The sequence below is a fragment of the Streptomyces sp. MAR4 CNX-425 genome (genome assembly GCF_048656465.1).
Lineage (GTDB): Bacteria > Actinomycetota > Actinomycetes > Streptomycetales > Streptomycetaceae > Streptomyces.
Window position 1 is genome coordinate 556,557 of record NZ_JBMDLF010000002.1, and the last position, 26,813, is coordinate 583,369.

21 protein-coding genes are annotated in these 26,813 nt (G+C 76.4%); 1 reads left to right on the forward strand and 20 read right to left on the reverse strand.

From position 1 onward, the window contains the following. Positions 1 to 8: 8 nt before the first annotated feature. From ACHZ99_RS07680 to ACHZ99_RS07775, 20 genes are all read right to left on the reverse strand, one after another. A complete protein-coding gene (locus tag ACHZ99_RS07680) occupies positions 9 to 749 on the reverse strand; it encodes a class II aldolase/adducin family protein (protein WP_420303623.1) in 741 nt (246 codons plus the stop codon). Positions 750 to 764: 15 nt separating this feature from the next. Then, positions 765 to 1,376, reverse strand: a complete 612-nt coding sequence (locus tag ACHZ99_RS07685) for an amino acid synthesis family protein (RefSeq protein WP_420303624.1) — start codon at positions 1,374 to 1,376, stop codon at positions 765 to 767. Between the two features lie 82 nt (positions 1,377 to 1,458). Continuing rightward, positions 1,459 to 2,610 (reverse strand): FAD-dependent oxidoreductase, encoded by a 1,152-nt coding sequence (locus ACHZ99_RS07690; RefSeq protein ID WP_420303625.1) that lies wholly within the window; start codon positions 2,608 to 2,610, stop codon positions 1,459 to 1,461. Between the two features lie 56 nt (positions 2,611 to 2,666). Continuing rightward, positions 2,667 to 3,776 carry an ABC transporter substrate-binding protein gene (locus tag ACHZ99_RS07695; protein ID WP_420303626.1) on the reverse strand — a complete coding sequence of 370 codons (1,110 nt, stop codon included), beginning with the start codon at positions 3,774 to 3,776 and terminating at the stop codon, positions 2,667 to 2,669. A 42-nt stretch (positions 3,777 to 3,818) separates the two neighbouring features. Continuing rightward, a complete protein-coding gene (locus tag ACHZ99_RS07700; RefSeq protein ID WP_420303627.1) occupies positions 3,819 to 4,664 on the reverse strand; it encodes an ABC transporter permease in 846 nt (281 codons plus the stop codon). A gap of 2 nt (positions 4,665 to 4,666) precedes the next feature. Beyond that, complete coding sequence (locus ACHZ99_RS07705; protein ID WP_420303628.1) at positions 4,667 to 5,410, reverse strand: ABC transporter ATP-binding protein; 744 nt, start codon at positions 5,408 to 5,410, stop codon at positions 4,667 to 4,669. A 268-nt stretch (positions 5,411 to 5,678) separates the two neighbouring features. Beyond that, positions 5,679 to 7,739, reverse strand: coding sequence for a hypothetical protein (locus ACHZ99_RS07710; RefSeq protein ID WP_420303629.1), 2,061 nt, complete (start codon positions 7,737 to 7,739; stop codon positions 5,679 to 5,681). After that, on the reverse strand, positions 7,736 to 9,247 hold the full coding sequence (locus tag ACHZ99_RS07715) for a condensation domain-containing protein (protein ID WP_420303630.1): 1,512 nt from the start codon (positions 9,245 to 9,247) through the stop codon (positions 7,736 to 7,738). The genes ACHZ99_RS07710 and ACHZ99_RS07715 overlap by 4 nt, the downstream gene beginning before the upstream one ends. After that, the gene (locus ACHZ99_RS07720; protein ID WP_420303631.1) at positions 9,232 to 9,990 is read right to left on the reverse strand and encodes a 4'-phosphopantetheinyl transferase family protein; all 759 of its coding nucleotides are present in this window, start codon (positions 9,988 to 9,990) and stop codon (positions 9,232 to 9,234) included. The genes ACHZ99_RS07715 and ACHZ99_RS07720 overlap by 16 nt, the downstream gene beginning before the upstream one ends. Next, positions 9,991 to 11,367, reverse strand: a complete 1,377-nt coding sequence (locus ACHZ99_RS07725; protein WP_420303632.1) for an MATE family efflux transporter — start codon at positions 11,365 to 11,367, stop codon at positions 9,991 to 9,993. Beyond that, positions 11,360 to 12,559 carry an acyl-CoA dehydrogenase family protein gene (locus ACHZ99_RS07730; RefSeq protein ID WP_420303633.1) on the reverse strand — a complete coding sequence of 400 codons (1,200 nt, stop codon included), beginning with the start codon at positions 12,557 to 12,559 and terminating at the stop codon, positions 11,360 to 11,362. The genes ACHZ99_RS07725 and ACHZ99_RS07730 overlap by 8 nt, the downstream gene beginning before the upstream one ends. After that, positions 12,556 to 13,389: an acyl-CoA dehydrogenase family protein gene (locus tag ACHZ99_RS07735; protein ID WP_420303634.1), complete on the reverse strand. Its 834-nt coding sequence runs from the start codon at positions 13,387 to 13,389 to the stop codon at positions 12,556 to 12,558. Before ACHZ99_RS07735 ends, ACHZ99_RS07730 begins: the two co-directional genes overlap by 4 nt. After that, positions 13,386 to 14,249 (reverse strand): hypothetical protein, encoded by an 864-nt coding sequence (locus tag ACHZ99_RS07740; RefSeq protein ID WP_420303635.1) that lies wholly within the window; start codon positions 14,247 to 14,249, stop codon positions 13,386 to 13,388. The genes ACHZ99_RS07735 and ACHZ99_RS07740 overlap by 4 nt, the downstream gene beginning before the upstream one ends. Before the next feature lie 3 nt (positions 14,250 to 14,252). After that, positions 14,253 to 14,534, reverse strand: coding sequence for an acyl carrier protein (locus ACHZ99_RS07745; RefSeq protein ID WP_420303636.1), 282 nt, complete (start codon positions 14,532 to 14,534; stop codon positions 14,253 to 14,255). An 85-nt stretch (positions 14,535 to 14,619) separates the two neighbouring features. Continuing rightward, the gene (locus ACHZ99_RS07750; protein ID WP_420303637.1) at positions 14,620 to 15,915 is read right to left on the reverse strand and encodes a type III PLP-dependent enzyme; all 1,296 of its coding nucleotides are present in this window, start codon (positions 15,913 to 15,915) and stop codon (positions 14,620 to 14,622) included. Beyond that, positions 15,912 to 17,297: a hypothetical protein gene (locus ACHZ99_RS07755; protein ID WP_420303638.1), complete on the reverse strand. Its 1,386-nt coding sequence runs from the start codon at positions 17,295 to 17,297 to the stop codon at positions 15,912 to 15,914. Before ACHZ99_RS07755 ends, ACHZ99_RS07750 begins: the two co-directional genes overlap by 4 nt. Positions 17,298 to 17,350: 53 nt before the next feature. Then, the gene (locus ACHZ99_RS07760; RefSeq protein WP_420303639.1) at positions 17,351 to 18,280 is read right to left on the reverse strand and encodes a 3-oxoacyl-[acyl-carrier-protein] synthase III C-terminal domain-containing protein; all 930 of its coding nucleotides are present in this window, start codon (positions 18,278 to 18,280) and stop codon (positions 17,351 to 17,353) included. Beyond that, entirely contained in the window at positions 18,277 to 23,433 is a 5,157-nt protein-coding gene (locus tag ACHZ99_RS07765; RefSeq protein WP_420303640.1) for an SDR family NAD(P)-dependent oxidoreductase, read from the reverse strand. Before ACHZ99_RS07765 ends, ACHZ99_RS07760 begins: the two co-directional genes overlap by 4 nt. Next, positions 23,426 to 25,093 (reverse strand): acyltransferase domain-containing protein, encoded by a 1,668-nt coding sequence (locus ACHZ99_RS07770; RefSeq protein WP_420303641.1) that lies wholly within the window; start codon positions 25,091 to 25,093, stop codon positions 23,426 to 23,428. Before ACHZ99_RS07770 ends, ACHZ99_RS07765 begins: the two co-directional genes overlap by 8 nt. 91 nt (positions 25,094 to 25,184) lie before the next feature. After that, positions 25,185 to 25,826, reverse strand: coding sequence for an HAD-IA family hydrolase (locus ACHZ99_RS07775; protein WP_420303642.1), 642 nt, complete (start codon positions 25,824 to 25,826; stop codon positions 25,185 to 25,187). Between the two features lie 526 nt (positions 25,827 to 26,352). Between ACHZ99_RS07775 and ACHZ99_RS07780 the strand changes: the two genes are divergently transcribed. Next, on the forward strand, positions 26,353 to 26,805 hold the full coding sequence (locus ACHZ99_RS07780; RefSeq protein WP_420303643.1) for a DUF4188 domain-containing protein: 453 nt from the start codon (positions 26,353 to 26,355) through the stop codon (positions 26,803 to 26,805). Positions 26,806 to 26,813 lie beyond the last annotated feature (8 nt).

A 26,813-nucleotide genomic window follows, 5' to 3' on the forward strand; every position in this document is an offset into this window, starting at 1 on the left:
GGTCCGGCTCAGCGGGCGGCTTCGAGCCGGTCCAGCTTGCGGTTGAAGTACATCCAGTAGTTGTCGCGGGCCCGCTCGGGGTAGATGCGGCGGTTCTTCTCGACGCTCTCGTCCGCGTCCGGCGGGTCGTACGGCAGCCCGGAGGCGGCGAGCGCGAGCTGGAAGGCGGCCGCCTTCTCCAGGAAGATCCCGGCGAGCGTCGCGTCGCGGACGTTGCGGCCGGTGAACGAGGCGCCGTGGTTGGCCTGGAGCACGGCGTCGGCGTCGCCGAGCGTGCGGGCCAGCGCCTTGCCCAGCTCCACGGTGGTGATGATGTGGCTGGTGGCGTCGAAGCGCGGGACGCCGTGCTCGGCGAACCAGACGCCGTGGTTGTTCACCGGCTCGATCCGCGCCCGGCCGGCGCCGAAGACGGTGGCCTGGAACGGGTGCGAGTGGCCGACGACGTTGACGTCGGGCCGGGCGAGCATGATCTCGGCGTGCAGCGGCCATTCGAGGTGCCTCAGCCCCTGGCCTTCGAGGACGTTGCCGTCGAAGTCGATGAGGATGTGGTCGCCGGCGCCCACCTCCTCCATGCCGAGGTTGCCGCGCTTGAGCCACAGCCCGCGGCCGTGCGGGTCCCGGTACGACAGGTGGCCCATGGACATGTCGCCGTGGCCCTCCATCTCCAGGATCCGGTGGGCCCGGGCGAGGTTGTCGAGGACGTTGGCGACCGAGTCGTCCTGGGAGTACAGCGCGTCGCTGGTCTGCATGGGGTTACCTCCTGCTCACCGGGCGGGCCCGGACGCGGCCTGCGCGCGGGCCTCGGACACGGTCAGGCCGCCGACGCGCTCGTGCACCCGGCCGCCGCTGGCGACGGCGACGCAGACGAACAGCTCGTCGGGGCGCGGCACGTCGGGTACGGAGACGGTCACGGCGTCGTAGTGGGAGCGCACGTAGACCTCGTCCTTGTACGCCAGCGGGATGTCGAGGCTCGCGCCGGCCGCGGCGGTCTTGGTCGCCGAGGAGATCCACGCCGCGCCGCCGCCGACGGCCTCGCGCAGCGCGTCGCCGAAGACGGTGGTGACGCAGGCGACGACGTGCTCCTGCTCGCCGGCCAGCCCGGCGAGGCCGCCCTTGCCGTAGCTCTCCACCGGCGCGTCGCCGAGGAGCGCCGCGGCCCGCCGGCCGAGCGCCGTCCCCAGCGCGGCGCTCGGCGCGGTGAGCGCGGACAGGTCGTCGGCGTAGCGGCCGGCGAACGGGTTCCTGACGACCACGCCGCACACCGCCTTGAGCAGCGGCCGGGCGGCGACGGGCCCGTTCTCGTGCAGCGTCTCCTCGACCAGGCCGACCCAGCGCCGCACCTGGTAGTCCTTCGTCACCCGTTCCTCGGGGGTCATCGGGATCATCTCCTCAGTGGTCTCGGTGGAGTCCGGTGCCGGCACGGCCGCCGGACCCGGCCCGCGGCCCCGGCGGAGCCGGTCAGCTCCGCCCGGCGGTCAGCGCGTGGCGGTTGGGGTTGGTCGGGTCGTACAGCGCGGTTTCGAGGTTCTCCAGGGTGAACTGGTTGCCCTCGGACATCGCGCGGGTGGCGGCGAAGTCGGCGGAGCGGCGCTGGCAGCGGTCGGTGTAGGGGCGCTCCAGCTGCTCCCAGCGGACCAGGGCCTCCTCCATCTCGCCGTCGGCGGCCTCGGTGGCGGCGACCGCGAGGGTGTAGGCGTTGGCCATCGCGCAGCCGGCGCCCTGGGCGAGCGCGGGGGGCATCGCGTGGGCGGAGTCGCCGACCAGGGCGACGGCGCCGCGGCGCCACTCGGCGACGGAGGTGGTCTCGTAGCCGTAGTAGCGGGGGTCCGCGGCGGTAGCGGCGGCCCGCAGGACGGGGGTCAGCTCCGGGTACGCGGACGTCCACAGGTCCAGGTCGATGGGGGTGCGGCTGCCCTGCTCGTCGGCGCGGGGCGCGCCGAGGGCGATGTACAGCTCGCGGTCGTTGCAGGGCACGTAGAGCACGCGCAGATAGCGGGGTTCGAGGTTCCAGAAGTCGATGACGTTGTCCCACTCGCCGGGCCCCAGCTCGGCCCGGTGGCGCGGCACGAGGAAGCGGGTGATCCCGTCGCGGGACTTCCAGCGCTCCTGCTCGAAGCCTATGGAGTCGCGGACCTTCGACTTCACCCCGTCGGCGCCGACGACGAGGTCGGCGTACAGGGTCTCGCCGGAGGCGAGGGTGACGCGGCCGCGCGGGTCGGCGGCGGCCACCTCGGAGCCGGTACGGATCTCCACGCCGGCCGCGAGCGCGGCGTCCAGCAGGCACTTGTGCAGGTACGGCCGGGTCATGGTGCGCCAGGGCAGGCCGCCGAAGTCCTCGTGCGAGACGGTGGCGTGCTGGAAGCGGGTCTCGTAGTAGGGCGGCGTCATCGACCCCGCGAGGACCGGCTCGTACGCGCCGATCGCCTTGAGCACCTTGAGGCTGTTGTGCCACAGGACGATGCCGGCCCCCTGCTCGCGCAGCTCCGTCCCCTTCTCGTGCACCCGCACCGACCACCCGCGCTGGGCGAGCGCCGTGGCGGCGGTCAGTCCCGCGAACCCCGCGCCGGACACCTCCGCGTGGCGTCCGCGCCTGTCAACCGTGGTTTCCATAGCTCCGCTCTCACTCGTCGGGCCGGCCGGCCGCCGGGGGCGGCCGGCCCGCCGCTTCAGTTGCCGGCGTCGTTCCCGGCGCCGGACCCGGCCCCGGACCTGGCCGCCTTCTCGACGAACTTCTCCTCGTGGACGTCCTGGACGTCGGGGGTGCCGCCCTTGAGGACGTCCTGGTCGGCGAGGGTGTCGATGGTCGCCTGCCACACCTGCCGGTCCATCGCCCCGAGGCCGTGCTTCTCGGTGACGTCGCTGGTGAAGGTGTGGTCGATGTCGGCCTGCAGCTGGCGCTCGAACAGGTCGGCCTTGTCGCTCAGCTCGGGGGACGAGTCGGCGAGGATCTCGGCGGTCTTGTCCGGGTTCTTCTCCACGTACGCGAACGCTTTGATGTAGGCGTTGGTGAAGCGCTGCACCAGGTCGGGGTCGTTCTCGACCATGTCGTCGCTGGTGAACAGGCCGGAGCCGTAGCCCTCGTAGCCGTGCTCGGAGCCGAGCAGGACGTCGAGCGAGCCCTCGCCGCCGGCGGCGTCCTCCAGCTGCGGCACCTCGGCGTCGATGTAGCAGGGGACGGTGTCGACCTTGCCCTGGATCAGATAGTTCTCGTACGGCGGGGTGACGCTGACCTCCTTGAGGTCGTCGCGGTCCAGGCCGTTGGCCGCGAGCAGCGCCTGGTAGAAGATGAACGTCGAGCCGGCGGCGTGGATGCCGGCGGTCATGCCCTTGAGGTCGTCGATGGACCGCAGCCGGTTCTCGTCCTTGACCGTGCACATGGCCAGCGGCGAGGTCTGGTTGACGGCGGCCAGGGCGGTGACGGGTACGTCCTGGGAGCGCGCGGTGACGAGCGACGGCAGGTCGCCGAAGCCGAAGTCGGCGCGCCCGGTGCCGACGATGCGCAGCGCGTCGGGCGAGCCGGTGCCGGTCTTGATCTCCTCGACGTCGATGCCTTCGTCCTCGAAGTAGCCGAGTTCGTCGGCGACGTAGAACATGCCGTGGTTGCCGCGGACCTGGTAGTCGAGCTGGACGCTCACCTTGTCGAGTCCGCCTTCGGCGGAGTCGCCGTCGCCGGAGTCGCCGCCGCAGCCGGCGAGTACCAGTGCCGCGGTCGTCGCCCCGGCGATACCGGCGACGGTTTTCCTACTCTGCCTGAATTTCTTTCCGGTGGGGAACATGAGGGGCTCCTAGCGCAGGAGAGAGAGAATGCCTAGCCGGATTCAGCGGGTGGTGTCGGCCGTGATGTGCGGGAAGCGCCCGCGGAGCACGAACTCCAGTAGCGACATCCCGTAATAGAGGATCAGGCCGAGCAGGGACACGAGGGTCAGGGCCGCGAACATGAGCGGGGTGTCCAGCTGCGTCGAGGCGAACTGGATGAGATAGCCGAGGCCGTTCTCCGCGCCGGAGAACTCCGCCACCACCGCGCCGATGACGGCGAGGGTGATCGCGATGCGCATGCCGGCGAAGAGGTACGGCAGTGAGGTGGGGATCTGGATGCGGGTGAGGATCTGGTTCCGCGACGAGCCCACGGACCGCATGAGCAGCAGCAGGTCCTGGTCGATGGCCTTGAGGCCGACGATCATGTTGAGGGTGATCGGGAAGAACGTGATCACCACGATGAGCAGCAGCTTGGGCGCGAGGCCGTAGCCGAACCAGAGGATGAAGATCGGCGCCAGGGCGACCTTGGGGACGACCTGGAAGAGCACGATCAGCGGGTACAGCGCGCGCTCCAGCCAGCCGAAGCGGACGATGAGCACGGCGAGCAGCACGCCTATGGCGAAGCTGAGGAGGAAGCCGTAGAGGATCTCCTGGGTGGTGACCCAGGTGGCGTCCCAGAGCATGTCGCGCGAGCGCCACATCTCGGCGAAGAACTCGCTCGGCTTGGCCAGCTCGAAGCTGGAGATGCCGAAGACCTCGACGGCCAGCTCCCAGAGCACGAAGCCGGCGACGAGCACGGCGAAGCTGGGCCAGACCCGGCGGAGCCAGGAGCGCACGGCGCCGCCGCGGGCGGGACCGCCCGGGCGCCGCCCGGCGGGCTTCTTCACGTCGTTCGGTGCGAGCGCCATCGTCAGACCGTCGCTTTCGGTTCCAGGTGGCCGCGCAGGCGCCCGGTGTACTCGGTGAACACCGGGTCGTCGAGCACCTCGCGGGTGCGCGGCCGGGGCAGGGCGACGTCGAGGCTCTCCAGGAACCGGCCCCGGTCCAGGCCCATGACGTGCACGGTGTCGGAGAGGAAGACCGCCTCGGAGATGGAGTGGGTGACGAAGACGACGGTCTTGCCGGTCGTCGCCCAGATCTCGGCGAGCTTCAGGTTCATCTCGTCCCGGGTGATGGCGTCCAGCGCGCCGAAGGGCTCGTCCATCAGCAGGATGGCCGGGTCCATGGCCAGCGCCCGGGCGATGGACACGCGCTGCGCCATGCCGCCGGACAGCTCGTGCGGCAGCTTGTCCGCCGCCGCGGTGAGGCCGACCAGCTCCAGCGCCCGCCGCGCGGCGGGCGCGGCGTCGGAGGCGCGCTCGCCGGCGGCGATCTGCCGCAGCATGCCCGCGTTGCCGAGCGCGGACTTCCACGGCAGCAGCGCGGGCCGCTGCGGTACGAGGCCGATGCCGCGGCCCTTGACCGCGTCCCCGGCCGGCTGCCCGCCGATCCGCACCGTGCCCTCGGTGGGTTCGAGAATTCCGCCCAGAATTTTGAGCAGTGTGCTCTTGCCGCAGCCGGAGGGGCCGAGCAGCGTGACAAAGCTGCCGGGCGTGATGTCGAGATCCAGGTCTTCCAGAACCGTCTGTTCCTGCTCGCGCCGAGCGAAACGCATTGCGATACCCTGCGCTGAAATCCCCATGGATTCCATGGAAAGCTCCTCTCCGCGCATCGGAGCGACACCGGAGTTGGACGATCGGGTTATCACTGTCTAAGAATGTGTTATCAAGCACGTTAGGCACGTCACCCGGAGACCGTCAAGAGATGCGACACGGATTTCCCCCGGACCGCTCAGCACGAACACCCGAAGGGGCGGCCGCAGCACCGGTGGTCCACCGGGCTCCGGCCGCCCCTTCGGGTACGGCGGGTCTGCTGCCGCGCGGCTACGGCGCGGTCTGGAGTACGAACCGCAGCCGCAGCCGCGCGTAGCGGGAGTCGTCCGCGGACAGCTCCGGGTCGTCGTGCGGCCACATCCGGCGCGGGGTGCCGCCGGCGGCGCGGCAGGCCGCCGGAAGGGTGACGGTGCCGCCGTCGCCGGCCGCGAACCGGCGCTCGGCGTCGTCCACCGCCGCGGTCAGCGCCGCGCCGCGCAGCCCGGCGGCGCGCAGCCGGACCGCGGTGGCCGCGCGGGTCTCGACGGTGCCCTTCCAGCCGCCGTCGACGAGCGCGGCGAGGCCGGCGAGCGGGCGGGGTTCGAGGCGTTCGCAGGCGAGGACGACGAGCGTCGAGTCGCCGGCGGCCTCGCTCAGGTGCTCGCCGAGCCAGCGCACCGGCAGGTCGCGGGTGGGCAGCGCGGCGTCGTCGCCGGCGGCGGGGTGCTCCGGGCAGGGCACGACCTTGAGCCGGATGTCGGGCAGTTCCCCGGGCGCGGTGCCGAGGAGGAGGCGGGCCTCGCGGCGGGCCATCCGCTCCACCGCGGCCCGGTGGGCCGCGGCGGCGCGGGCGGTGCGCCCGGCGCCGTCGCGGTTCGCCGCCTCGCGCCCGGCGGGCGCGTCCTCGTCCGCTGCGGGGGCGTCCCCGTGGGCCGCGGAAGCACTCCCGCACGCCTCGGCAACGCCCTCGTACCCGGCCCGCACCCCCGCACCACACGCCTCGGGCACGTCCTCGTCCGCCGCAGAGGCGTCCCCCTGCGCCACGGAAGCACTCCCGCACGCCTCGGCAACGCCCTCGTACCCGGCCCGCACCCCCGCACCACACGCCTCGGGCACGCCCTCATCCGCCGCGGGGGCGTCCCCCTGGGCCACCGAAGTGCTCCCGCACGCCTCGGCAACGCCCTCGTACCCGGCCCGCACGCCCTCATCCGCCGCCCGTCCGCCCGCGCCGCGCGCAGCGCGTTCCGTGCCGCGCGCAGCGCGCCCCGCGGCCACCGCCCGCGCGGCCCACCCGGCCGCCGCCGCGCGACCCTCCTCCCCCAGCTCCGCCAGGTCGGCCGGCCGCAGCCCGGCGGTGATCCAGCTGCGCAGCGCCGCCGCGCGGGCGCTCTCGCGCACGCGCCGGTGCTCCGGCCGCGCGTCCCCGGCGTCCGGGGTGAGCGCCCCGAGCAGGTACCCCGCCGCCCACACCTCGCCGGCCGCCTCCGCCGGCAGGGCCGCCGGCGGCGGTCCGGCCGCGCGGGCGGCGGCGCCGATCGTCTCGTGCGCCACGCCGAGCAGCGCCGACCAGGGCCGCCACGGCCAGGTGAACGGCTGCTCCGCGGCCTCCTGCGCGCCGCTCCGGCGGAGCCGGACGTGGCAGCGGGAGGCGACGAGTTCGACGGCGTAGCCGAGGCCGCCGTGGCGCGCGGGGTCCGCCAGCTCCGGCCCGGCCCAGTGGGCGGTGCCGACCGGCCCGTCCGCGCGGGCCACCGAGAGGCGGACGCCGTGGTGGTCGTTACCCGCGACGGACGGCCCGGTGCCGTGGTCCAGCACGTGCGGCACCGGCGCGACGACGGGGATGCCCCGCTCGGCGCAGAACACCGCGATGTGCTCGTCGTCGTCCCGGGTGTCGTCGGGGAACCGGGCCAGGTACGCGGCGAGTTCGCGGGCGGTGTCCGCGGGCAGCGCGAGACCCAGCGACGGCACCCACTCCCACGGCGCCAGCCGCACCGCCGCGTAGCCGCCGACGGCCGCCTGCCGCACCCGGTAGGAGTTGTACGGCGACACCCACAGCACGCTCAGCGACACGGCACGGTCGGGGTGCCGTTCGAGCAGCGCGGTGACGTGGGTGGCGAAGCCGGGGTCGAGGCGGGCGTCGTCCTGCACCACCAGGTGATGCGTGGCCCCGGGCGCGACCGCCGCCCACGCGACCTTCGCGGTGCGCAGCGGGCTGGGCAGCCCGTCGGGGTCCGGGTCCCGGACGACGCGGGCGGGCAGCGGGGCGCACTCGGCGGCGACCCGCTCGGCGCCGGCAAGGCGCGTGGGGTGGCACATGACGACGGTGCTGAGCCGCACGGGCGGCCGGGTCATGCGCGCGCCGCCGGGCCACGGCCGCCCCCGGCGGCCGCGGCGGCCGGGCCGCCGGCGCCCGCCGCGGACTCCCCCGGCTCTCCCGTTTCCGCGGCCCGCGCCGCGTCGACGATCAGCGCCTCGAACCCCGTCAGCATCGCCTCCGCCGCCGGCTCGTCGATCAGCCCGGTGTCCACCGTCAGGGACACCGGCATGAAGTGCCTGCTGCTGTACACGTGCCAGGCCACCGACGTCTCCGACTGCCGGCCGAGCGTCTGCCACTCGATCACCGACTTCTCCGGGGGTGCGGCCTCCTCCCGCCGGTCCACCGTCCGCGCCTCGGTGATCAGGTCGCGCAGGTCGTTGTACCAGCAGGTCCGGTCCGCCGGCCCGCCGCGCCGCTCGTCCTGCGCCCGCAGGTCCGCCAGCAGCGCGGACTTGTCGTAGTAGGCGTGGTAGTACGTCTTCATCGCCGCCTGCGCCGCGCGCCGGGCCAGCGCCTCGAAGCCGGCGGGCCCGGCGTCCGCGTCGAGCGCCGCGTCGAGCGTGAACAGGCCCTCCAGCGTCACCGTGCTCACCGTCTCCCGCAGCGCGGGCTGGAACCGGTTGCTCACCATCACCTGGAACACGGCGCGGTCGGACCGCGACTCCCGGACCACCGCCGCCGAGGCGGCGGCGAGCAGGACCGCCGCGGTGCTGATCCGCCAGCGCTCGCCGAGCGTGCGCAGCGCCCCCGGCAGAGCCGGCGAGGCGAGCACCGCCTGCCGGTACGCCGGGTCCGCGCCCGGCCGGCGCGTGAACAGCCGCTCGGGGGCGTCGCGCAGCGACTCCACCCAGTGCGCCCGCGCCGCCCGGTCGCGCTTGCGGCCCTTCTCGGACGCCTGGTACCCGGCCTCCGCCAGCGGCTGGTGCCCGCGGCTCGCGGCGCGCAGCGCCGCGGGGTCGGCGCCGCGCAGCAGCTCGGCAAGGGTGCCGTGCACCAGGGTCAGGCCCATCGCGTCGGTGGCGACGTGCGCGAGCACGAGCACCGCGCGCACCACCCGCCCGCCGGCGCGCACCAGCGCGGCGCGCACCGGCCACTCCCCGTCGTACGCGAACCGCACGGTCCGCCACCGGCGTTCGACGGCGTCCGCGAGCCCGTCCGCCGCCGCGGCGGCTCCGTTGGCCCCGGTGGCCCCGGCGTACTCGGAGTCCTCCACGTCGAAGAGGTACACGTCGAACGTGCCCGCGCCGTCGAGCTCCTGCCGCATGACGCCGCCGTCGCCCACGCGGATGCGGGTGCGCAGCGCGTCGTACACGGTGAGCAGCCCGCGCACGGCCTCGACCGCGCGGTCCGTCGTCAGGGCGGGGTCGACGGGCAGCACCAGCTTGACGTTGGTGCCGTGGTCGTCGGGCTCGGTGTCGAGCATGGCCCGCCGGATGGCCCACTGGCCCCAGGTCACGGGCCCCTCCCCGGCGGGCGCGCGGGTGATGCCGACGGTGACCACGCGGGCGGTGTGGCCCGCCACCTCGCTCAGTTCCGTACGCACAGGTCCCTCCAGTCACAGCTGCGGTAGTCGATACGGCCGGGCGTGCGGCCGGTGGTGGCGACCGCGGCGGCGTAGCCCGGTCCGATCGTGAGGTCGGCGACGGCGTAGTCGGCGCCGCCGAGGCGGCGGGGCGTCCCGTACGGCGCCGGCACGCCGCCTACGTCGCGGCGCAGGACGTCCAGCAGCCGCCCGCCGGCGGCCTTCGCCCACGCCTCCTTGCGCGCCAGCAGCAGGCACAGCCGCCGCGTCCGGGCCGGCCCCGCGGGGAGCGCGGCGAGCTGCGCCGCCTCGGCGGGGGCGAAGAACCGCCGGGCCAGCGCCAGGGGGTCGCCGTGCGGGTGCTCGGCCTGGAGGTCGACGCCGACGGGCGCGGTGCCGCCGACGGCGACGAGGGCGCGCGGCCCGGAGCGGGACAGGTTCCACGCGCGGCCGCGGCCCGCGCCGGTCAGCGCCGGCTTGCCGTACGGGCCGGGGGCCCAGCCGATCCGGCCGGGCGGCAGCCCCAGTTCGCCGGCGAGCAGCCGCCGGGCGGCGGCGTGCGAGCGGCGCAGCGCCGTGCGGCGTGCGGGGTCGGCGAGCCGGGCGGCCCGGGCCCGTTCGGCGTCGGTGAGCAGCGCGTCGGCCGCGGCCTCCCCGGCGGGTCCGGCGTCGCCGGACAGGTCGACGTCCCAGATGCGCACCGGGGCCCGTACCGCGCCGCCGTCCTCCTCCCCGGCCGCTTCCCCGGAGGTGTCCCCGGGCACCTAGGCCGCCTCCGCGGCGCGGCCGAAGCGCTGCCAGGCCGTCGCCAGCAGCAGCCCGCCGATGACGACGTTGCCGGCGGCGAGGGCGGCGAAGTACGCCTCCGCGTGGTCCACGGCGCGGGCGATCAGGCCGCCGCCGACGTTGACGGCGCCCAGATAGAAGATGTCGGAGGCGATGGTGATGTGCCCGTTGCGTACCTGCTGAAGGCTCATCGTCACCATGTTGAGCAGCCCGAACGCCAGCCAGCTCGGCGCGACGATCGTCAGGTAGTCGTCGGTGAACGCGGCCGTGCCGCCGTCGTCGCTCATCAGCCGGCCGAGCGGCCCGGCCAGCGCGAAGCCGGCGACGGCCAGGAGCGCGTACACCCCCAGCACGTACCGCACGCCCTCGCGCAGGATCGGCCGCAGCAGGTGGCCCTCGCCGGCGCCGAGCGACTGGTTCATGGTGATGGCCACGGCCGAGCCGAGCGCGATCGCCGGCGACAGCGAGAGCACCTGGATGGCGTGCGCGCCGCCGTAGCCGGCGACGGCGTCGGAGCCGAAGTCCGACAGCACCCACAGCGAGGTGTAGTTCATGCCGGCGATGAAGAGGTACGACACGGCCACCGGCACCCCGACGGTGACCAGGATCGACACCGTCTGCCGCAGCGGCTCCGCCCGCCCGCCGAAGCGCAGCAGCCCGTTGCGGGCCAGCAGGACCAGCCCCGACGCCAGGCCCACCACCGAGGCGCCGGCGATGGACGCCGGCACGGCGAAGACCCCCATGCCGGCGTAGAAGCCGAGCAGCCACACGCCGAGGACCTGCATCGCGGCGACCGCGATGGTGATGACCGACGCCGACCGCGCGCTGCCCCAGCCGCGCAGCGTGCCCGCGACCACCGAGGTGAGGACGGCCAGCAGGAACGACGCGGCCACCAGCCGGGCGAAGAGCACGAAGTCGTCGTGCGAGGCGGCGTCCACGTCGAGGGTCCCCGCCATCTGCGGCGCGGCCAGCGCGATGACCGCGGCGGCGACGGCGAAGCAGCCGAGGGCGATGGCCCCGATGCGCACCAGCGGCGGCTGCGAGTCGTCGGCGGCGTCGGCGCCGCGGCGGCGGGCGGAGACGACCTGGCTGCTGATCTCGATGCCCTCCTCCAGCGCCAGGAAGAAGAAGGAGACGGGGATGAACAGGGCCCGGATGTAGAGCGCGTCGCCGCCCATGTTGCCCAGCAGCGCCGAGATGGCGAACTGGGCGCCGAGGCCGGTGACCACGCCCAGGCAGATGGGGACGGCCAGCCCGCGCAGCCGGCCGCGCAGGCCGGCGGGCGAGACGGGGGCCGGGGCGGCGCCGGGGGCCGGGTCCGGGGCCGGGTCGCCGTGCTCCTTGACGTCAGTCATCGAGGATCCTGCCTTTCCGGTGGCCCAGGGCCAGGTTGAGCCGCTGCACGGTGCCGGTGCCCTCCATGAACTCGAAGGCCCGGGCGTCCCGGTGCAGCTTGTCCAGCAGCGGGTGCTCCAGCCGGGCCCCCGGCCCGCAGAGGCCGAGCGCGTACTCGGCGGTCTCCAGCGCCAGTTCGGCGGCCCGGTACTTGGCGGCCGAGGCGACCGTGCCGTCGCCGGGGTCGCGGTCGGCCTGCTCGGCGGCGGCCAGCACCAGCCGGCGGGTGCCCGCCAGCCGGCGCCGGAGCCGTTCCATGGCGGACGACTCGTCGGCGCGCAGGGCGCGGCGGTTCGTGGCGGCGTAGTCCCAGGCGGCCTGGGCGATGCCGAGGGCCATGGCGGCGACGACGGGGCGGGCGCGGTTGAAGGTGCGCATCGCGCCGACGATGCCGCGGCGGGTGGCGGACAGGTGCATGCCGAGGATGTCGGAGCGGGCGACGGGCACGTCGTCGAGGCGGACCTCGCTCAGCCCGATGGCGCGCATCCCGGTGGTCGGCAGCGCGGTGGCGGTGAAGCCGGGCCGGGTGGGCTCGACGAGCACGGCGACGACGCCGACGGGGCCGGGCTTGATGCGGGCGAAGACGACGCCGAGGTCGGCGCGGACGGCGTTGCCGATGTACTTCTTGACGCCGCTCAGCCGGTACGAGCCGGGGGTGCCGGACTCGGTGAGCGCGGTGGTCAGGGCGGTGGCGTCGGAGCCGGCGTGCGGCTCGGTGAGCGCGAAGAACGTCCAGGTGGGGCGGGCGGCGAGGGTGGTGTAGTAGCGCTCCTTCTGGTCGTCGTCGCCCAGTTCCTCGGTGAGCACGCCGGAGAGGGACGGGCCGGGGGCGGCGACCATCAGCGCGGCGTCGCCCCAGGCGAGCCGCTCGTAGACGACGGCGCGTTCGACGCAGGAGTGCAGGTGGCAGGGGCGGCCGTCGACGATCAGCGGGTCGGGGTTGTACGCGGGCGGCAGGCCGAGGAGGACGGGGAAGTAGGCGTCGCGGACGACGGGGTTGAGGGTCCGGGGGTCGGCGCCGGGCCGGTCCATGGCCAGCGCGGTGGCGCGGAAGGCGTGGGCGTACTCCTCGACGGCGGCGCGCAGCCGCGCGGGGTCGGGGGGCGGTGTGCGCGGTACGGCGGGCGCGGTGCGCGCCGGTGCGGCGGTCATGGGCTCACCTCGGTGGCGGGGCGGCCGGTCGCCGGGTCGGCGGCGACCGGGTGGACGTCGGCCAGCAGGTCGACGGCGCGGGCGAGCCGGCCGGGGCCGTCGTCGAGATAGCCGGAGGCGCCGAGCAGCCGCAGCGCGGTGCGCTGCGCGCGCACGAGCACGTCGGCCGCGCGGGCGGCGGAGCCCGGCTCGGCGGCGCCGGGGGGCCGGGGGTCGTGCGCGGACGCGCCGGGACCGGCCGCGGCTGCCGCGGCGGCCGGTCCGGCGGGCGGCGCCGGGGTGCCCGACGCGCCGCCGTCCGCGCCGTGTTCCAGCAGCAGGCGGGCCTCCAGGAGGTCCGCGGCGGCCTCGCCGAGCACGGTCCGTACGGACGGCGTTTCGGCCAGCACCTCGCCGCCCACGCGGCGGCCCGCCAGGTAGTCGGCGGCGGTGCGCAGCAGCTGCTCGGTGAGGCCGAGCCGGATCCACAGCACCCCCGCGGTCCAGGGCCCGGCGGCGCCGTCGCGGCGGCTCTCGTCGCGCCACACCCCGAGGTCGCCGGAGGCGAACTCCAGGGTGGCGACCGGCGCGCCGCCGGGTGTTCCGGCGCCGGCCAGCGGCAGCACGGCGTGTCCGCCGGGGCCCCAGGGGCGGGCGCCCGGGCCGAGCCCGGCGCGGAGTTCGGCGAGGGCGGGGGCGGGGCCCTCGGCCTTGGCGCGGGCGCGGCAGCGCAGCCCGAGCGCGGTGCCGGGCACGCCGCCGGGCGCCGGGCCGGGCGCCGGGCCGGGCGCCGCGCCGGGCGCCGCGCCGGTGGGGGTCGGTGCGGGCTGCGGGGGTGGTGGTGCGGTCACGTCCACGCCTCCTGTGCGGTCTGCTGCGGGAACGGGGTGGTGAGCGGGCCGGGTCCGGCGGGCCCCGGCGCCCGGCGCGGGTGTGCCCGCCCGTACGCGGCGCCGCCCGGCGGTGGCTGCGGCGCGGCCGGGACCGGGGTGAACAGCGCCCGGCAGTCGTAGCCCAGCGCCTCGTCCCGGTCGGCGACGGCGAGCGCGGCGCCGGGGTGGGCGGCGTGCCGTACGGCGGCCTCGTACCACGGCCGCAGCCAGCCGTCCGGCCGCCGCCGCTCCGGGTGCCGCTCCGCCGCGGGCAGCCGGCGGACCGTCAGCTCCGCGAGCCCGAGCCCGGCGCCGGAGTCCGGGCCCGGGCCCGGGGCCGCGCCGAGGACCACGAGGGCCGCGCCGGTGCCCGGCGGCAGCGCGTACCCGGGCTCCGGCGGCAGCGTGGACTGCTCCATGACGACGACCGCGGCCCGGCGGGCCTCGCCGCCCGCGATCCGGCCGCGCGCCAGCCGCAGCGCGGTGAACGCCCCGGCCGCGCCCTGGTCGTTGACGCCGACGACCTGCGGCCGTCCGCCCAGCAGCCCGGCCAGCAGACAGCCGGGCAGCACCCGGGCCTGGCAGTCCGGCACGGGGGTGACGGTGAACAGCAGGTCCACGCCGCTGTCCGGGCCGCCGAGCACGCCGGCGACGGCCGTCACGAGGTCCGCGTACGAGACGCGCTCGCCGCGTTCCAGCCAGCCGCGGTCGGGCAGCGGCCCGTAGACCGTCTCCAGGTCCCGGGCGTACTCGTCGAGGTCGGCGGCCGTGGTGCCGCCGTGCCCGGCCGGCGGCGCGCCGACCGTGGTGAGCCGCTCCAGTCCGACGGGCGGGGCCACCGCCTAGCCCTCCGCGCCGGAGACGGCGGACACCTCGATGAACGCGCACACCGCGCCGACCGTCTCCAGGTGCTCGGGCTCCAGGGTCTCGGGGTCGATCTCGATGCCGTGGTCGTCCTCCAGCGTCATGAGCAGTTCGAGGACGCTGGTGGAGTCCAGGCCCAGCTCCTCGAAGAGCTTCGTCTGCGCGGTGGCCTCGCCGAGGTCCTTGCGCAGCACGACCTCCAGGGATCTGATGACCTTGGCCTGAAGGTCGGACCGGGCCTCGTCGACGTGCGTGGTCATGCTCTGCCTCCTGTGCGGTGCGGTGGTGCGTCGGTGCGGGCGGGACGGGGGGTGGCGGACGGGTCGGACGGGGTCGGGGGCGGGGCTACGGCGCGCAGTCCGACTGCGCCGCCAGCAGGTCGTCGACGGTGTCGCGGCGCCGTACGAGGTGCGCGCGGCCGTCGCGGACCAGCACCTCGGCGGGGTGCCCGTGGCTGAGGAAGAGCACGGGCGAGGCGCTCGGCCCGTACGCGCCGGAGCGGCCCACGGCGACGAGGTCGCCGGGCGCGAGGTCCGCGGGCAGGTCGACGGCCTTGCCGAGCGTGTCGTTGGGCGTGCACAGCGGCCCGGTGACGTTCCACGGAACGACCGGACCGCCGCCGCCGACCCGGGCCATGGGGAAGTTGCGGCGGAAGGGCGAGCCGATGCCGACCGCGGCCATGTGGTGGTTGGTGCCGCCGTCGCAGACGGCGAAGCGCTCGCCGCGCGACTCCTTGACGTAGCGGACCCGGGTCACGTACGTGCCGGCGGGCGCGGCGAGGTAGCGGCCCAGCTCCATCACCAGCCGGGTGTCCGGGTGCGCGGCGTGGAAGGCGGCGACGGCGTCGTTGATCCCGGCGGTCAGCCCGGCCACGTCGAGGTCGCTCTCGGCCGCGTGGTACGCCACGCCGAGCCCGCCGCCGACGTCGACGGTGCCCAGCTCGAACCCGAGCCGCCCGGCGAGCCGTTCGGCCAGGGCGAGGATGCGCCGGGTGTTCTCGACGACCGCGGGGGCGGCGAGGATGCGGGTGCCCATGTACGCGTGCACGCCGGTCACCCGCACGTTTGCGTACCGCCGCAGGTCGGCGGGGGCGAGGGCGGCGAGCGTCTCCTCGTCGACGCCGAACTGCCGCGGCATGCCGCCCATGGTCAGCCCGCCGCCCTTGAGCGCGAAGGCCGGGTTGACGCGGAGCAGCACCTCGGCGGTGCCGCCGCGGTGCCGGGCCTCCTCGTCGATGACGGCGAGCTCGGGCAGCGACTCGGCGATCAGCCGGGCGCCGGCCTTGAGGCAGGCGGCGATCTCGTCGCGGCTCTTGCCGGGGCCGAGGAACAGCATCTCCGCGCCCGCGGCGCCGGCGCGCTGCGCGGTGGCCAGCTCGGCGAGCGAGGACAGTTCGAGGCCGGCGCCCAGCTCGTGCATGGTGCGGGTGACGGCGACGTTGGGGTTGGCCTTGAGGGAGTAGAAGAGCCGCAGCGCCGGGTGCAGCCGCTCGCGCAGGCCGGTGTACTGCGCGCGCAGCCGGTCGGCGTCGTAGAGGTAGAGCGGGGTGCCGAACTCGGCGGCCAGGTCGGTGAGCGCGAGGCCCTGGCGGTGGGTGGCGGACGGGTCGTCGGTCCCGGTCCCGGTCTCTGTCTCGGTCATCGTACGTCTCCGAACTCGGTCAGGCGCTCGGCCACCGCGGCGTCGAGGGCGTCGGCCTCCGCCTGGCCGGGGGCGGCGAGCAGGAAGTAGAAGCGGCCGTCCGCCGGGGCGGCCGGGGACGCTTCGGGGCCGGCGAAGGCGGCGTTGACGGTGGCGTGGTTGTCGGGGAGCGCGCCGCCGCCGGCGGCGCGGTCGAACAGCAGCGGGCCGAGGGCGGCGGCGAGCCGGTCGAACGGGACGGGGGCGGGCAGCCGCACGTCGTACTGGCGGGCGACGACGACCGCGCCGGCCGGGACGCAGCGCTCCTGCAGCCGGGTCTGGTAGGTGGACATGTTGTTGCGGGCGTTGATCTCCAGCACGGGCAGCAGCGAGCCGTCGGTCCGTACGAGGGCGTCGACGCCCACGGGCCCGTGGTAGCCGTCCGCGGCCAGCCGCCGGCCGAGGAGCCGCGCGGCGTCCTCGACGGCCGCGTGCTGTCCGGGGGTGAGGCGGGCCGGGAAGCGGTGGCCCTGGTGGACGCCGCCGGCGGTCAGCGCCTCCTTGACGAAGTCGAAGCGCACGGAGCCGTCCCGGCCCACGGTGAGGTGGTAGTTGAGGTCGGCGGCCTTGTCGGCCCACACCTCGACGACCACGGCGAGCCGGTCGTCCCCGGTGTGCTCGGCGCGCCGCCGCACCATCCGTACGAGCTGCTCCAGCCGCCGCGCGCGGTCGGCGACGACGATGCCCTTGCCGGAGACGCCGTACGCGTCCTTCACGCCGACGACGGCGCCTTCCGCGATCCGGGCCGCGGCCTTCTCCACGACCGCCTCGAACTCCGCGACCGACTCGCACTCCCAGCCCTCGGCCAGCGGCAGGCCCAGCTCGGCGGTGACCCGGCGGCTGTAGACCTTGCTGTTGACCCGCTTGGCGAGCGCCGCGTCCGGCAGCGCGGCGGTGAGCCCGGCCCGCCGGCACAGCTCCTCCTCGGCGGCGGACATCCCGTGCGGCAGCAGCCTGGCGGCGACGCCGCGCAGCCGGGCGAGCAGGCCGGGCGAGTCCAGCGCCTCCTCGGTGACGGGGACCGCGGGCCGGCAGCCGTCGGTGACCTGCACGTGCGGCAGGTCGAGGCCGAGGCCGCGCAGGTAGTCCAGATAGCCGGGGTCGGGCGCGGACTTGAGGATCACGTGGTCGTCCGCCCCGCCGAGCAGCAGCGCGAACTCGTCCATGCGCGCGACGACCGGGCTGGGCGCGTTGTCGCCGACGGCCGGCACCCCGGGCTCGCCGCGCGCCCAGTCGCGTTCGACCTCGATGTTGCCGAGCAGTACGAGCGCTGCCCCCGGGTCGCCGGTGCAGGCGCGCCGGACGCCGCTCATGAAGTCCGCGGCCGGCGGGTTGCCGGTCATGTCGTCCCCCTTCTCCTGGCGTTCGTACGATGCGGGTGCGGGTGTGCCCGGCGTCAGTGGCGGAACACCGCGGCCGCGAAGGTGGCGCCGAGCCCCACCGCGGCCATCAGGTAGCAGTCGCCCCGGCGCAGCCGGCCGGCGTCGCGCAGGGTCACGTAGTTGATGAAGGAGTCGGCGCCGAAGCAGTGCCCGAGCTCGGCCACGTTGTCGAGGCAGATGCGCGACCGCGGGAAGTCCAGCAGCTGCGCGGCCTTCGCCCAGGAGATGCGGTTGACGTTGTGCGGCAGGATCCACGCCAGGTCCTCCACGGCGATCCCGGCCGCGGCCACCGCCTCGCGGATGACGGACGTCAGCCGCTCCGCGTAGCGCCGCTCGAACTCCTCGCCGCGCGGCGGCGGCAGCTTCACGTCGTGGTACTCGCCGTACGTGCGGGTGACGTAGCTGCGCAGCACGTCCCCGCCGCCGCCGGCGGACACCAGCGCGGCGGCCGACGACTCGCCCATCACGGTGGTGCCGGGGATGAGCTGGGCGGTGGGCCAGTCGGCCTTCTCCCCGGCGACGACGAGCGCCAGCGCGTCGGGGTCGCCGTCCTCGGCGAGGAGCCGCCCGGCGAGGTCCACGGCGGCGAGCCCGGAGGAGCACGCCTGCTGGGTGACGGTGAAGACGGCGGCGTGGCCGAGGCCGAGTGCGTCGGCGGCGTCGTGCACGGGGTTGTGGGAGGCGCGGGAGCCGATGGGGATGGTGCGGGCGCTGACGACGTACGAGACGCGGTGCTCGTTGCCGGGGAGCGCGGTCAGCTCGCGGCCGGCGGCCACGGTCATCTCGCGCAGTCCGGCGCCGGGCGACATGCGGACGTCGCGGAGGCCGAAGTAGCGGTGGAACAGGGCGAGGTCGCGGTCGCCGACGCCGAGGCGGGGGGCGAGGTCGGCGATGGGCACCGACACGGGCGCCACGTGGGCGGCGACGTCGTACAGCGCGGTCATCGGGCGCTCCTTGCGGCGGGGTCGGTGGCCGGGGCGGCGGCGGTACGGGCCGGGGGCGCCGGCGGTGCGGGGGCCGCGGGCCGCTCCCGGGGGCCGGGGGCGGCGGCGAGCGTCGCCGGGGCCCGCTTGTCGCGGGTCGTGAGCCCGCTGAACGCGAACAGCACCCGCCCGCCGTCGCCGACCGCCTCGCAGCGGTCGGGGGTGCCGTCGGCCGCGGTCCGGTGGCGCAGGTCCACCGGCGCGGGGGCCTCGGCGAGCACGGCGTCGTTGCCGGGGGCGTGGAGGTCGAGCCGGTCGATGCGGACGGGTACGGGGACGGGCGCGCGGCCGGCGGCCTCCCCCGGCTCGGCGGGCACGGCGGCGGTCGCCCGGAGCAGGCTGTCCAGGGCCAGCGCGGGGAGGAGGAAGTCCCGTAGCGGACCGAGGTGTCCGGGCGGGGGCAGCCGCAGGACGGCGGAGCCGCCGCCGGGCCCGGCGCGCAGGTCGCGGAGCGAGTCGAAGATCCCGCCGAGCCGGACCGGGGAGCCGGGCAGGGCGTAGGCGTCGCGGGCGGGGGCGCCGGTGTCCGGCGCGGGCCCGGGCCGGGGCGGCGGGGCGTACGAGGAGTCGAGGTGGACCGTCATCCGGCTGTACTCCTGCGCCGGTATGGGGCCCCGCGGCGGGCTGGCGACGACCACGTCCACCCGCGCGGGCGCCGCCGCGCGGGCGGTGACCACGAGCCGCCGCGGCCACTGCTCCTCCGCCGCGCGCACGAACCGCGCGAACACGGCGTCCGTGATCGCCACCGGCCGCCCCGGCGCCACCGCGGCGGCGGCCTCGGCGGCGATCTCCATGAGGAACGTCCCGGGCAGCGTGGGCCGTTCGTCCACCCGGTGCTCGCGCACGTACCCGTGGTCGTCGAGGCCGAGCCGCACCTCCCAGGCCGTGCCGCCGCCCTCGGCGGGCGCGCCGGGTCCGCGGACGAACGCCCCGGCGGGGTCCGGTCGCACCTCGCCCGCGGCGCGCAGCTCCGGCGCGGTGGCGCCGAGCATGCGCCACTCGGTCTCGCCGAGCCACACCGAGGTCAGCGGGTCGCGGCGGCGGTGCAGCAGCTCGGTGCGGAAGTAGCGGCGGCCGAGGGCGTCGTCGAGGTGGGTGAAGTTGTCCTCGCGGGCGAGGTACGCGTCCTGGACCTGGGTGTGCGTCACCATCCCGCTCTCGGTCCAGAGGCCGGAGACCGGCGCGTGCGCGTCGGCGCCGGCGGCGGCCCGGGCGTGGGCGGCGGCGTGGGTGAGGAACTCGTTGGCGGAGATGTAGTCGGCCTCCCCGGGGCGGGCCACGACGGTGGTGACCGAGCTGATCGCCAGCCAGAGCGCGGGGTCGTGGGCGGCGAAGGCGGCACGGAGGTTGAGCCAGCCGCGTACCTTGACGTCCCGTACGGCCCGGAACTCCGCGGGCGTCTTGCGGCGCAGCGCGGTGGCCCGCTCGACGCCTGCGCCGTGCACGACGGCGTCGGCGCCGCCGGCCGCGGCGATCTCGTCCGCGACGGCCCGCAGCGCGGCCGGGTCGAGGACGTCGCAGCGCCGGTAGTGCACGCGGTCGGCGCCGTGGCGGGCGGCGAGCCGGGCGAGGGTACGGGCCCGCTCGGCGGCGTGCAGGGCGCGGTTGTAGCGCCGGTTGAGCTCGGCGAGCTTGGCGCCGGGGTGCGCGGCCATGAGCCGCCGCAGGGCGGCGGGCCGGCCGGCGGGGTCCGGGTCGGCCTCGGCGTCGGCGGGGCCGGGGGCGGGGCCGGAGCCGAGGAGCCAGATCGCGGCGGGGCGGGTCAGTTCGGCGAGCTGGTCGACGAGTTCGGCGGTGATCCCGCGGCCGCCGCCGGTGGCGACGACGACGGGCGCCCGGGGCAGCGGGGCGGGCGGGGTGCGTTCCCCGGCGGGCGCGAGCACGGGTTCGGCGCGCAGGCCGCGGCGGTGGTGGGCGACGGCGAGGTGCCGGTCGACGGCGGACTCGCGGGCCAGGGCGTCGAGCCCGCCGGCGAGGCGGTCGTCGTCGGCCACGACCGCGTAGACGAGCGCGCCGGGCAGGTCGGCGGCGAGGGCCCGGACGAGCCCGGTGAAGAGCCCGGTGGCGGGGGCGGGCGCGGGCACGCCGGCGTCGAGGACGAGCACGGCGAAGGAGCCGCCGGCGTCGAGGGGGTCGGCGAGGAGGTGGGCGGCGGTGAACGCGCTCTCGTGCAGCGCGAGGGCGGCGGCCGGGAGGGCGTCGCCGCCGGCGCCGCCGGAGGCCGCGGGCCGGGCCGCGCCGGAGGGGGTCGGATCGGCGGCGGGAGACACGGCGGGGGCGTCGTGCGGCGCGGACTCCGCGCGCGCCGAGGCGGCTTCGCCGCCCGGCGGTGTGGCGGGCCCGGGCGCGCGGGTCGGGGCGGCGTCCGCCGGGGCCCGCGTGTCGAAGAGGACGCGTACGTGGCGGAGGCCGCGGGCCGCCAGGACGGCGGCCAGGCCCTCCGGGGCGTCGACCACGTGCGTGTCCGGCGTCGCCCCGGTGCGCGCGTCGCGCGGGACGGCGACGACGCAGCCGGGCGGCAGCGGGACACCGGCCAGCTCCGCGGGCGCGTTCGTCAGCACCAGGGTGTCCGGCGGCACCGCGGGCAGCGGGGCACGTACCGCGGGGCGGTCCAGCCGCTTCAGGCGCAGGACGTACGGGCGCAGTTCGCCGAGCCGGTCCGGGGCGCCGGGGGCTTCGGGCGCGTAGGTGAGCGCGGGGGTGCCGGGCGCCACGGGGGCCAGCTCCGCCGGCGCGGCGTTCGCGCGGACGGCGCGGTGCAGGGCGACGAGCCCGGCGGCGGCGTGGAAGTACGGCCACGGGGCGGCCGGTTCCGCGGCCCGCGCGCCTCCGGGGCCGCCGGCTGCCGTGCCGCGCTCGCCCGCGGCGCCGGGCGACGGCGGCGCTTCCCCGGCCACCCGGTCGCCCGCGCCGCGCGGAACGCCCGGCCCGCCGGCCACCGCCAGCTCCCCCAGCACCGGCAGCCCCCGCGCCTCGGCCTCGCCCCGGCGCATCAGCACCGCCGCGGCCGCCGCCTCCGTCGTCACCCCGCCCGGCGGCGGCGTCACCAGCTCCGCCGCCGCGTTCGCGCCGATGACCACCGCCGCGTCCAGCTCCCCCGACGCGAGGCGGCGGCAGGCCGCCGCCAGCGCCGCGTGGGAGGAGTCCGGGCCGGCGTCGAGCGTCATGTTCGGGCCGTGCAGGTCGAGGAGCTGGGCCACCCGGGAGGCGATGACGTTCGGCATCAGGCCCGGCAGCGAGTCGCTGTTGCCCGCCGGCGCCAGCCCGGCGGCGCCCGCCCGCAGCGCGGCCACGTCGACGTCCGCCCCCGCCCGCGCCTCGATGTCGTCGAGGTACGCGCGCAGCGTGCACGCGAGCGCCTGCCGCACCTGGCCGCTGTGCCCGACGAACACCCCCGTGCGCGCCAGCAGGCGGCCGTCCGCCTCGCCCCACGCGCCGCGCAGCGCCAGCGCGCACCGCAGCGCCATCAGCTGGCTGCGGTCCAGCCGCTCCAGCACCGTCGGCGGCAGCCGCACCTGAAGCGGCTCCGGCGCCGGGAACGAGGCGCCGAAGACCGGGCCGGACTCCGGCTCCAGGGCGGTCGTCGCGACGACCGCCACCGGCTCGGGGGCGGGCAGCGGGGGCGGCGGCGCCGGGCGGTCGCCGACGACCAGGTGCGCGTTGGTGCCGCCGAACCCCATCGCCGAGACCCCCGCGGTACGGGCCCGGCCGTCCGGCGCCGGGCGCCACGGCAGGGTCCGTACGGGCACGGTGACGTCGCCCGCGAGCGGTTCGGTGTAGAGGTGCTGGGCGGGGATGGCCTCGTGGCGGAGCGCGAGCAGCGCGTGGATGACGTTGACCGCGCCGGCGGCCCAGCCGGTGTGCCCGATCAGGGACTTGTTCGACGTCAGCGTCCACCGCTTCCCCGGCGCGGCGGCGGTGAGCGCCGCCAGCTCCGCCTGGTCGCCGGCCGCGGTGCCGGTGGCGTGGGCGACGACCCAGTCGACGTCGTCGGGGGCGACGCCGGCGGCGGCCCAGGCCCGTTCCAGGGCGATCCGCTGCCCCGCGGGGTTCGGGGCGTACACCGCCTTGCCGCGCCCGTCGGACGAGCCGCCGAAGCCGCGGACGAAGCCGAGGACCGGATCGCCGTCGGCCAGGGCGCGCGCGTACGTCTTGAGCGCCACGACGGCGGCGCCGTCGGCGAAGAGCACGCCGTCGGCGCCGCGGTCGAGCGAGCGCACCCGGCCGCCCGCGGCGAGCCCGTCGAGCTTGGCGAACAGCACCATGGTCTGCGCGTTGACGGCGTACGTGCCGCCGCACAGGGCGATGTCGGCGCGGCCCTCGCGCAGCGCGCGCATGCCGAAGTCGAAGCTGTAGAGGGACGAGGAGCAGGCCGTGTCGACGACGACGGTCTCCACCGGGTCGGCGAGCCCGGCCAGGGCCTCGCGCACCACGCGGTACGGCGCGGTGTCGGCCGGCTCGGGCGACCCGGCCGGGTAGAGCGCGGCCAGCGGATCTGCGGCGGCCCCCGGCCCGGCCAGCAGCCGGGCGCCGTGCCGGACGAGGCTGTGCTCGGCGGCGTGGCCGCCGTCCGCGGTCATGCCGACGGCGGCGAACGTGCGGGTCCCGGCGTCGCACCGGACCCCGTCGAGCGCCTGCATGACGCTGTGGCGCAGCCACAGCCCACTCACCTCGCGCTGCGGGGCGCGGCCGGCGGCGAGTTCGGCGCGCAGCCGCGGGTGCGGGGTCAGGTCGTGGATGAAGCCGGAAGTGCGGGTGTACGTCTTGTCCGGCGCGGCCGCGTCCGCGGACCACAGGGCGTCGATGTCCATGCGCGCGCCGGGCTCACTGAACTGCGGTTCGCGGTCGCGGAGCAGGTGCCACAGCTCGTCGGGCGAATGGGCGCCGGGCACGGCGAGGCCCATCCCGACGGCCACGATCGCGTCGGCGGCGGGCGGCGCGGAGCCGTCGGCGGCGGGGAGCGACGGGAGGGAGCCCGCGGTGCGTACGGCGGCGTCGATGCCCCGGGCGCGCAGCGCCGCCGCGGCGGCCTCGGCGGCGGCGCGGTCGGCGGCGGCGGCCTCGACGCGGTAGCGGAGCGGGCGGGCGGCGCCGCCCTCGGCGCCGTCAGCCATCGGTCCGTACGCCGGCGGTGGTGCCGGTCTCGTCGATGAGGCGGGCGAGGCCGCCGAGGGTGGACTGGAGGGCGAAGCGGGTGTCGTCGGCGACGTGGTGCAGGCCGAAGCGGTCGATGAGCGTGCTGAGCACCTCCATGCGTCTGAGGGAGTCGATGCCGAGGTCGCCTTCGAGGTCGGCGTCGGGGTCCATGGCCTCGACGGGGTAGCCGAGGCGGTCGGCGTAGACCTGCTGGAGGGTGGCGAGAACGTCGTCGCCCGCGGCGGGCGCGGAGGACGCGGCCGCGGGGACGGGGATCGCGGGCCCGGCGGCGGGGTGGGAAACCGAGGCGGAGTCCCAAGGCGCGGCCAGCGCTTCCGGGACCGGCCCGCCCGCCACCGGGGCCGGCGCCGCGGCAACAGCCGCAGCCGCGGGCACCGGCCCGCCACCGGCGGGGCCCGGAGACGGGGCGGGGCCCGCCACGGGGCCGGGGACCGCGGTCCCGGTGTCGGTGGGGGAAGCGGGGGCGGACTCCCGGGGCGCGGGTACGGGGCCCGCTGCCGCGGGCGTGGCGCCGGGGTGCGCCCCGGGCGCCGGCGCCACGGGCCGCCCGGAGCCCGGCCCGGCGACGGATGCGGCCCCCGCGGGCACGGCCGCGGCCGGTGCCCCGGCCGGGTCCGCCGGAAGGGCGTCGGGCACCTCCGCGCCCACGGCACCGGGCGCCGCCACCGGCGCCGCGCCGCGCGCCCGCGCGCCCGCCTCCCCCGCACGCTCCGCGAGCCACCGCTCCGCGCTCTCCGCCCGGCACCCCGCCGCCTGCCGCACGAGTTCGCCGAGCCCCGCGCGCCCGCACTCCACCACCGACTCCAGCCCGTAGGTCTGCAGGTCCCGCAGCGCGGCGAGGAAGTCCACCGGGCGGGTGAGCTGCGCGACCAGCGCGGCCTTGACGTCGGTGTCCTCGGTGACCAGCCCGCCGAGGGCCGGCGAGTACAGCCGCCGCCGCGCCGGCCGCTCCGCGACGCCCTCGATCGCCGCCGCGAACTCGGCCTGCGCGGTGGCCAGCAGCGGGTTGTGGAACGGGTACGGCGCCGTCAGCCGGACGGCCCGCACGCCGAGCACGTCGGCGAGCGCGGCGAGCCGGCCGAGGGCCGGCTCCGGGCCGGAGGCCACCACGTGCCGGGGCGCGTTGACGACCGCGAGCCGGGCGCCGGGGAGTTCGGCGGCGGTGAGCAGCGCGGTGGCGCGGCGCGCCGGCAGGGTGAGGGCGAGCATGCCGCCGGCTTCGGCCGCCGTGTGCTCCAGGGCGCGGGCCCGGTGGGCGGCGATGCGGGCGCCGTCGGCGGGGGTGAAGCAGCCGGCGTGGGCGGCCGCGGCCATCTCGCCCATGCTGTGGCCGAGGACGACGTCGGCGGGCTCCCGCAGGTCGACCTCGCGGGCGTGGACGAGCGCGGCGGCGTAGATCGCCAGCTGGAGCGCGAACGGGTCGGTCTCGGCCAGCCGGCGGCCGTCGGCCGCCCCGGGGTCGGTGAGCAGCGGCGAGACCGGGTCGTGGCCGAACTCGGCGGCGACCGCGTCGACGACGTCCAGCAGGTCGGCGACCGGGGCGCTCACCGGTCCGGCGAACGCGCCGGGCCGGTAGGCGCCCTGGCCGGGCAGCAGCAGTGCGGTTCTCAGGTCCATCTCCGCCTCCCCTTCGCGTGGCGTGAGAACGGCAGCCGCGGCCGCGGCCCCGGCGGCGGGGCGAGCGCGGCGCGGACGGCCGGGTGGTGGTTCAGTCGGCGGTGACGGAGAGGGCGTCGAGGCCCGCGATCCGGTGGCCGTGGACGGGGCCCGGCGGGCCGGCGACCGCGACCGCGGGCATGCCCGCGGCCCGGGCGGCGCGCAGGCCGACCTCGGCGTCCTCGACGACGAGGCAGCGTGCCGGGGGCGCACCGACGCGGCCGGCGGCCGCGAGGTACCCCTCGGGGCTCGGCTTGCCGGCGGTCACGTCCTCGGCGCAGACGAGGACGTCGGGCAGCGGCAGCCCCGCGGCCGCCATCCGGCTGCGGGCGACGCTCCGGGTCGCGGAGGTCACCAGCCCCCAGCGGCGCCGGGGCAGGGTGTCGAGCAGCCCGGGGGCGCCGGGGGCGGCGTGTACGCCGTCGGCGTCCGTGCAGGACAGGTGGTCGAACCAGGCCAGCTCCGCGTGCGGGTCGGCGTGCGGGGCCAGTTCGCGGATGAAGTCGATGTCGCGGCGCCCGTGGGAGGCGCGTATGACCGTCTCGGGATCGAGGGAATGGCGCCTGGCCCACATGCGGGTATGCCGCTCCATTGCGGCCGCGGATTCCACCAGTGTGCCGTCCATGTCAAACAGCACGGCGTGGACGTCGAGCGAGCGCGGCCGGCCGGGGTCGCCGAGGACGCGGAATCCCACATTCAGCAGGGAATGCGCCCCGCTCACGCCCGTCCCGGGGGTTTCCGGGAACAACTCGTCAGTAGCCGTACGCCGCCGTGTCGGTAACGTCGTCACGCCGTCGTTGAGTTCGTCGTTGCTTCGTTCCGGCTGTTGCGCGGAGTCCACCGGAATCTCCACGCGTGCCGCCTTCCACATAAGCAGCTGTCCGTTCGGTGAAAGATGAACTTCAGGCCGTGCAGCGAGGGTTATGTGGTGCCGTGTCCAGGGGGATACAATGAGTAGTCGCGCGGTGACAGGGGGCCATCGCACGTTCCGTCTGACGGTCGGGCGAGCGTCATCGTACATGCAGTCGGTTGGTCTGAACCATTCTTTTTTCGCAAAACCTTTGTCGGACATGTACGACTCAGGGGGTATCGGCGGATGTTGCCCTTATAGGGCCCCAACCAGCGTCGACACAAGCGATGTTGTGGACGCGACAGACGCTCTACGATGGCGGGCGACCGGATCGGCACGCACGACGACCCCCGGAAAGGACCCGGACAACATGCCGCGGATAGAGCAGGGCAGGGTAAATGTCGATACCGGCCACGGATTCGTGCTCTTCCTGGTCGGAATGCGGATCAATTACCTCTGGAAGGTGCACAGATGGTGGCCTGCTTTCACCGCGATGCCGAAGATGCTGGTGGAACTGGGCGAGGATCCGGAACTCGGTCTGCTGGGCAGCAGAATGAGCCGCAAGGGACGCACGATCACGGTCGTGCAGTACTGGCGTACGGCCGAGCACATCATGGAGTTCTCGAAGTCGCAGGAGCGCCGTCACCGGGCGTACTGGAAGTGGTTCAACCGTACCGTCGGCAGCGGCGGGGACGTCGGCATCTGGCACGAGCTCTACCACATACAGCCCGGCTCCTACGAGGCCCGCTATATCAATATGCCGCCCTTCGGGCTCGGCGACGCGTTCGGCGGCGAACCGGGCCGCCGGGCGGAACCGGAATGAGCCGCGGC

What these genes read in the sequence shown, in the direction of transcription:
- ACHZ99_RS07680 (WP_420303623.1), bottom strand. Translation starts at nt 749, where the DNA reads ATGCAGACCAGCGACGCGCTGTACTCCCAGGACGACTCGGTCGCCAAC.
- ACHZ99_RS07685 (WP_420303624.1), bottom strand. Translation starts at nt 1,376, where the DNA reads ATGACCCCCGAGGAACGGGTGACGAAGGACTACCAGGTGCGGCGCTGG.
- ACHZ99_RS07690 (WP_420303625.1), bottom strand. Translation starts at nt 2,610, where the DNA reads ATGGAAACCACGGTTGACAGGCGCGGACGCCACGCGGAGGTGTCCGGC.
- ACHZ99_RS07695 (WP_420303626.1), bottom strand. Translation starts at nt 3,776, where the DNA reads ATGTTCCCCACCGGAAAGAAATTCAGGCAGAGTAGGAAAACCGTCGCC.
- ACHZ99_RS07700 (WP_420303627.1), bottom strand. Translation starts at nt 4,664, where the DNA reads ATGGCGCTCGCACCGAACGACGTGAAGAAGCCCGCCGGGCGGCGCCCG.
- ACHZ99_RS07705 (WP_420303628.1), bottom strand. Translation starts at nt 5,410, where the DNA reads ATGCGTTTCGCTCGGCGCGAGCAGGAACAGACGGTTCTGGAAGACCTG.
- ACHZ99_RS07710 (WP_420303629.1), bottom strand. Translation starts at nt 7,739, where the DNA reads ATGACCCGGCCGCCCGTGCGGCTCAGCACCGTCGTCATGTGCCACCCC.
- ACHZ99_RS07725 (WP_420303632.1), bottom strand. Translation starts at nt 11,367, where the DNA reads ATGACTGACGTCAAGGAGCACGGCGACCCGGCCCCGGACCCGGCCCCC.
- ACHZ99_RS07730 (WP_420303633.1), bottom strand. Translation starts at nt 12,559, where the DNA reads ATGACCGCCGCACCGGCGCGCACCGCGCCCGCCGTACCGCGCACACCG.
- ACHZ99_RS07745 (WP_420303636.1), bottom strand. Translation starts at nt 14,534, where the DNA reads ATGACCACGCACGTCGACGAGGCCCGGTCCGACCTTCAGGCCAAGGTC.
- ACHZ99_RS07750 (WP_420303637.1), bottom strand. Translation starts at nt 15,915, where the DNA reads ATGACCGAGACAGAGACCGGGACCGGGACCGACGACCCGTCCGCCACC.
- ACHZ99_RS07755 (WP_420303638.1), bottom strand. Translation starts at nt 17,297, where the DNA reads ATGACCGGCAACCCGCCGGCCGCGGACTTCATGAGCGGCGTCCGGCGC.
- ACHZ99_RS07760 (WP_420303639.1), bottom strand. Translation starts at nt 18,280, where the DNA reads ATGACCGCGCTGTACGACGTCGCCGCCCACGTGGCGCCCGTGTCGGTG.
- ACHZ99_RS07765 (WP_420303640.1), bottom strand. Translation starts at nt 23,433, where the DNA reads ATGGCTGACGGCGCCGAGGGCGGCGCCGCCCGCCCGCTCCGCTACCGC.
- ACHZ99_RS07770 (WP_420303641.1), bottom strand. Translation starts at nt 25,093, where the DNA reads ATGGACCTGAGAACCGCACTGCTGCTGCCCGGCCAGGGCGCCTACCGG.
- ACHZ99_RS07780 (WP_420303643.1), top strand. Translation starts at nt 26,353, where the DNA reads ATGCCGCGGATAGAGCAGGGCAGGGTAAATGTCGATACCGGCCACGGA.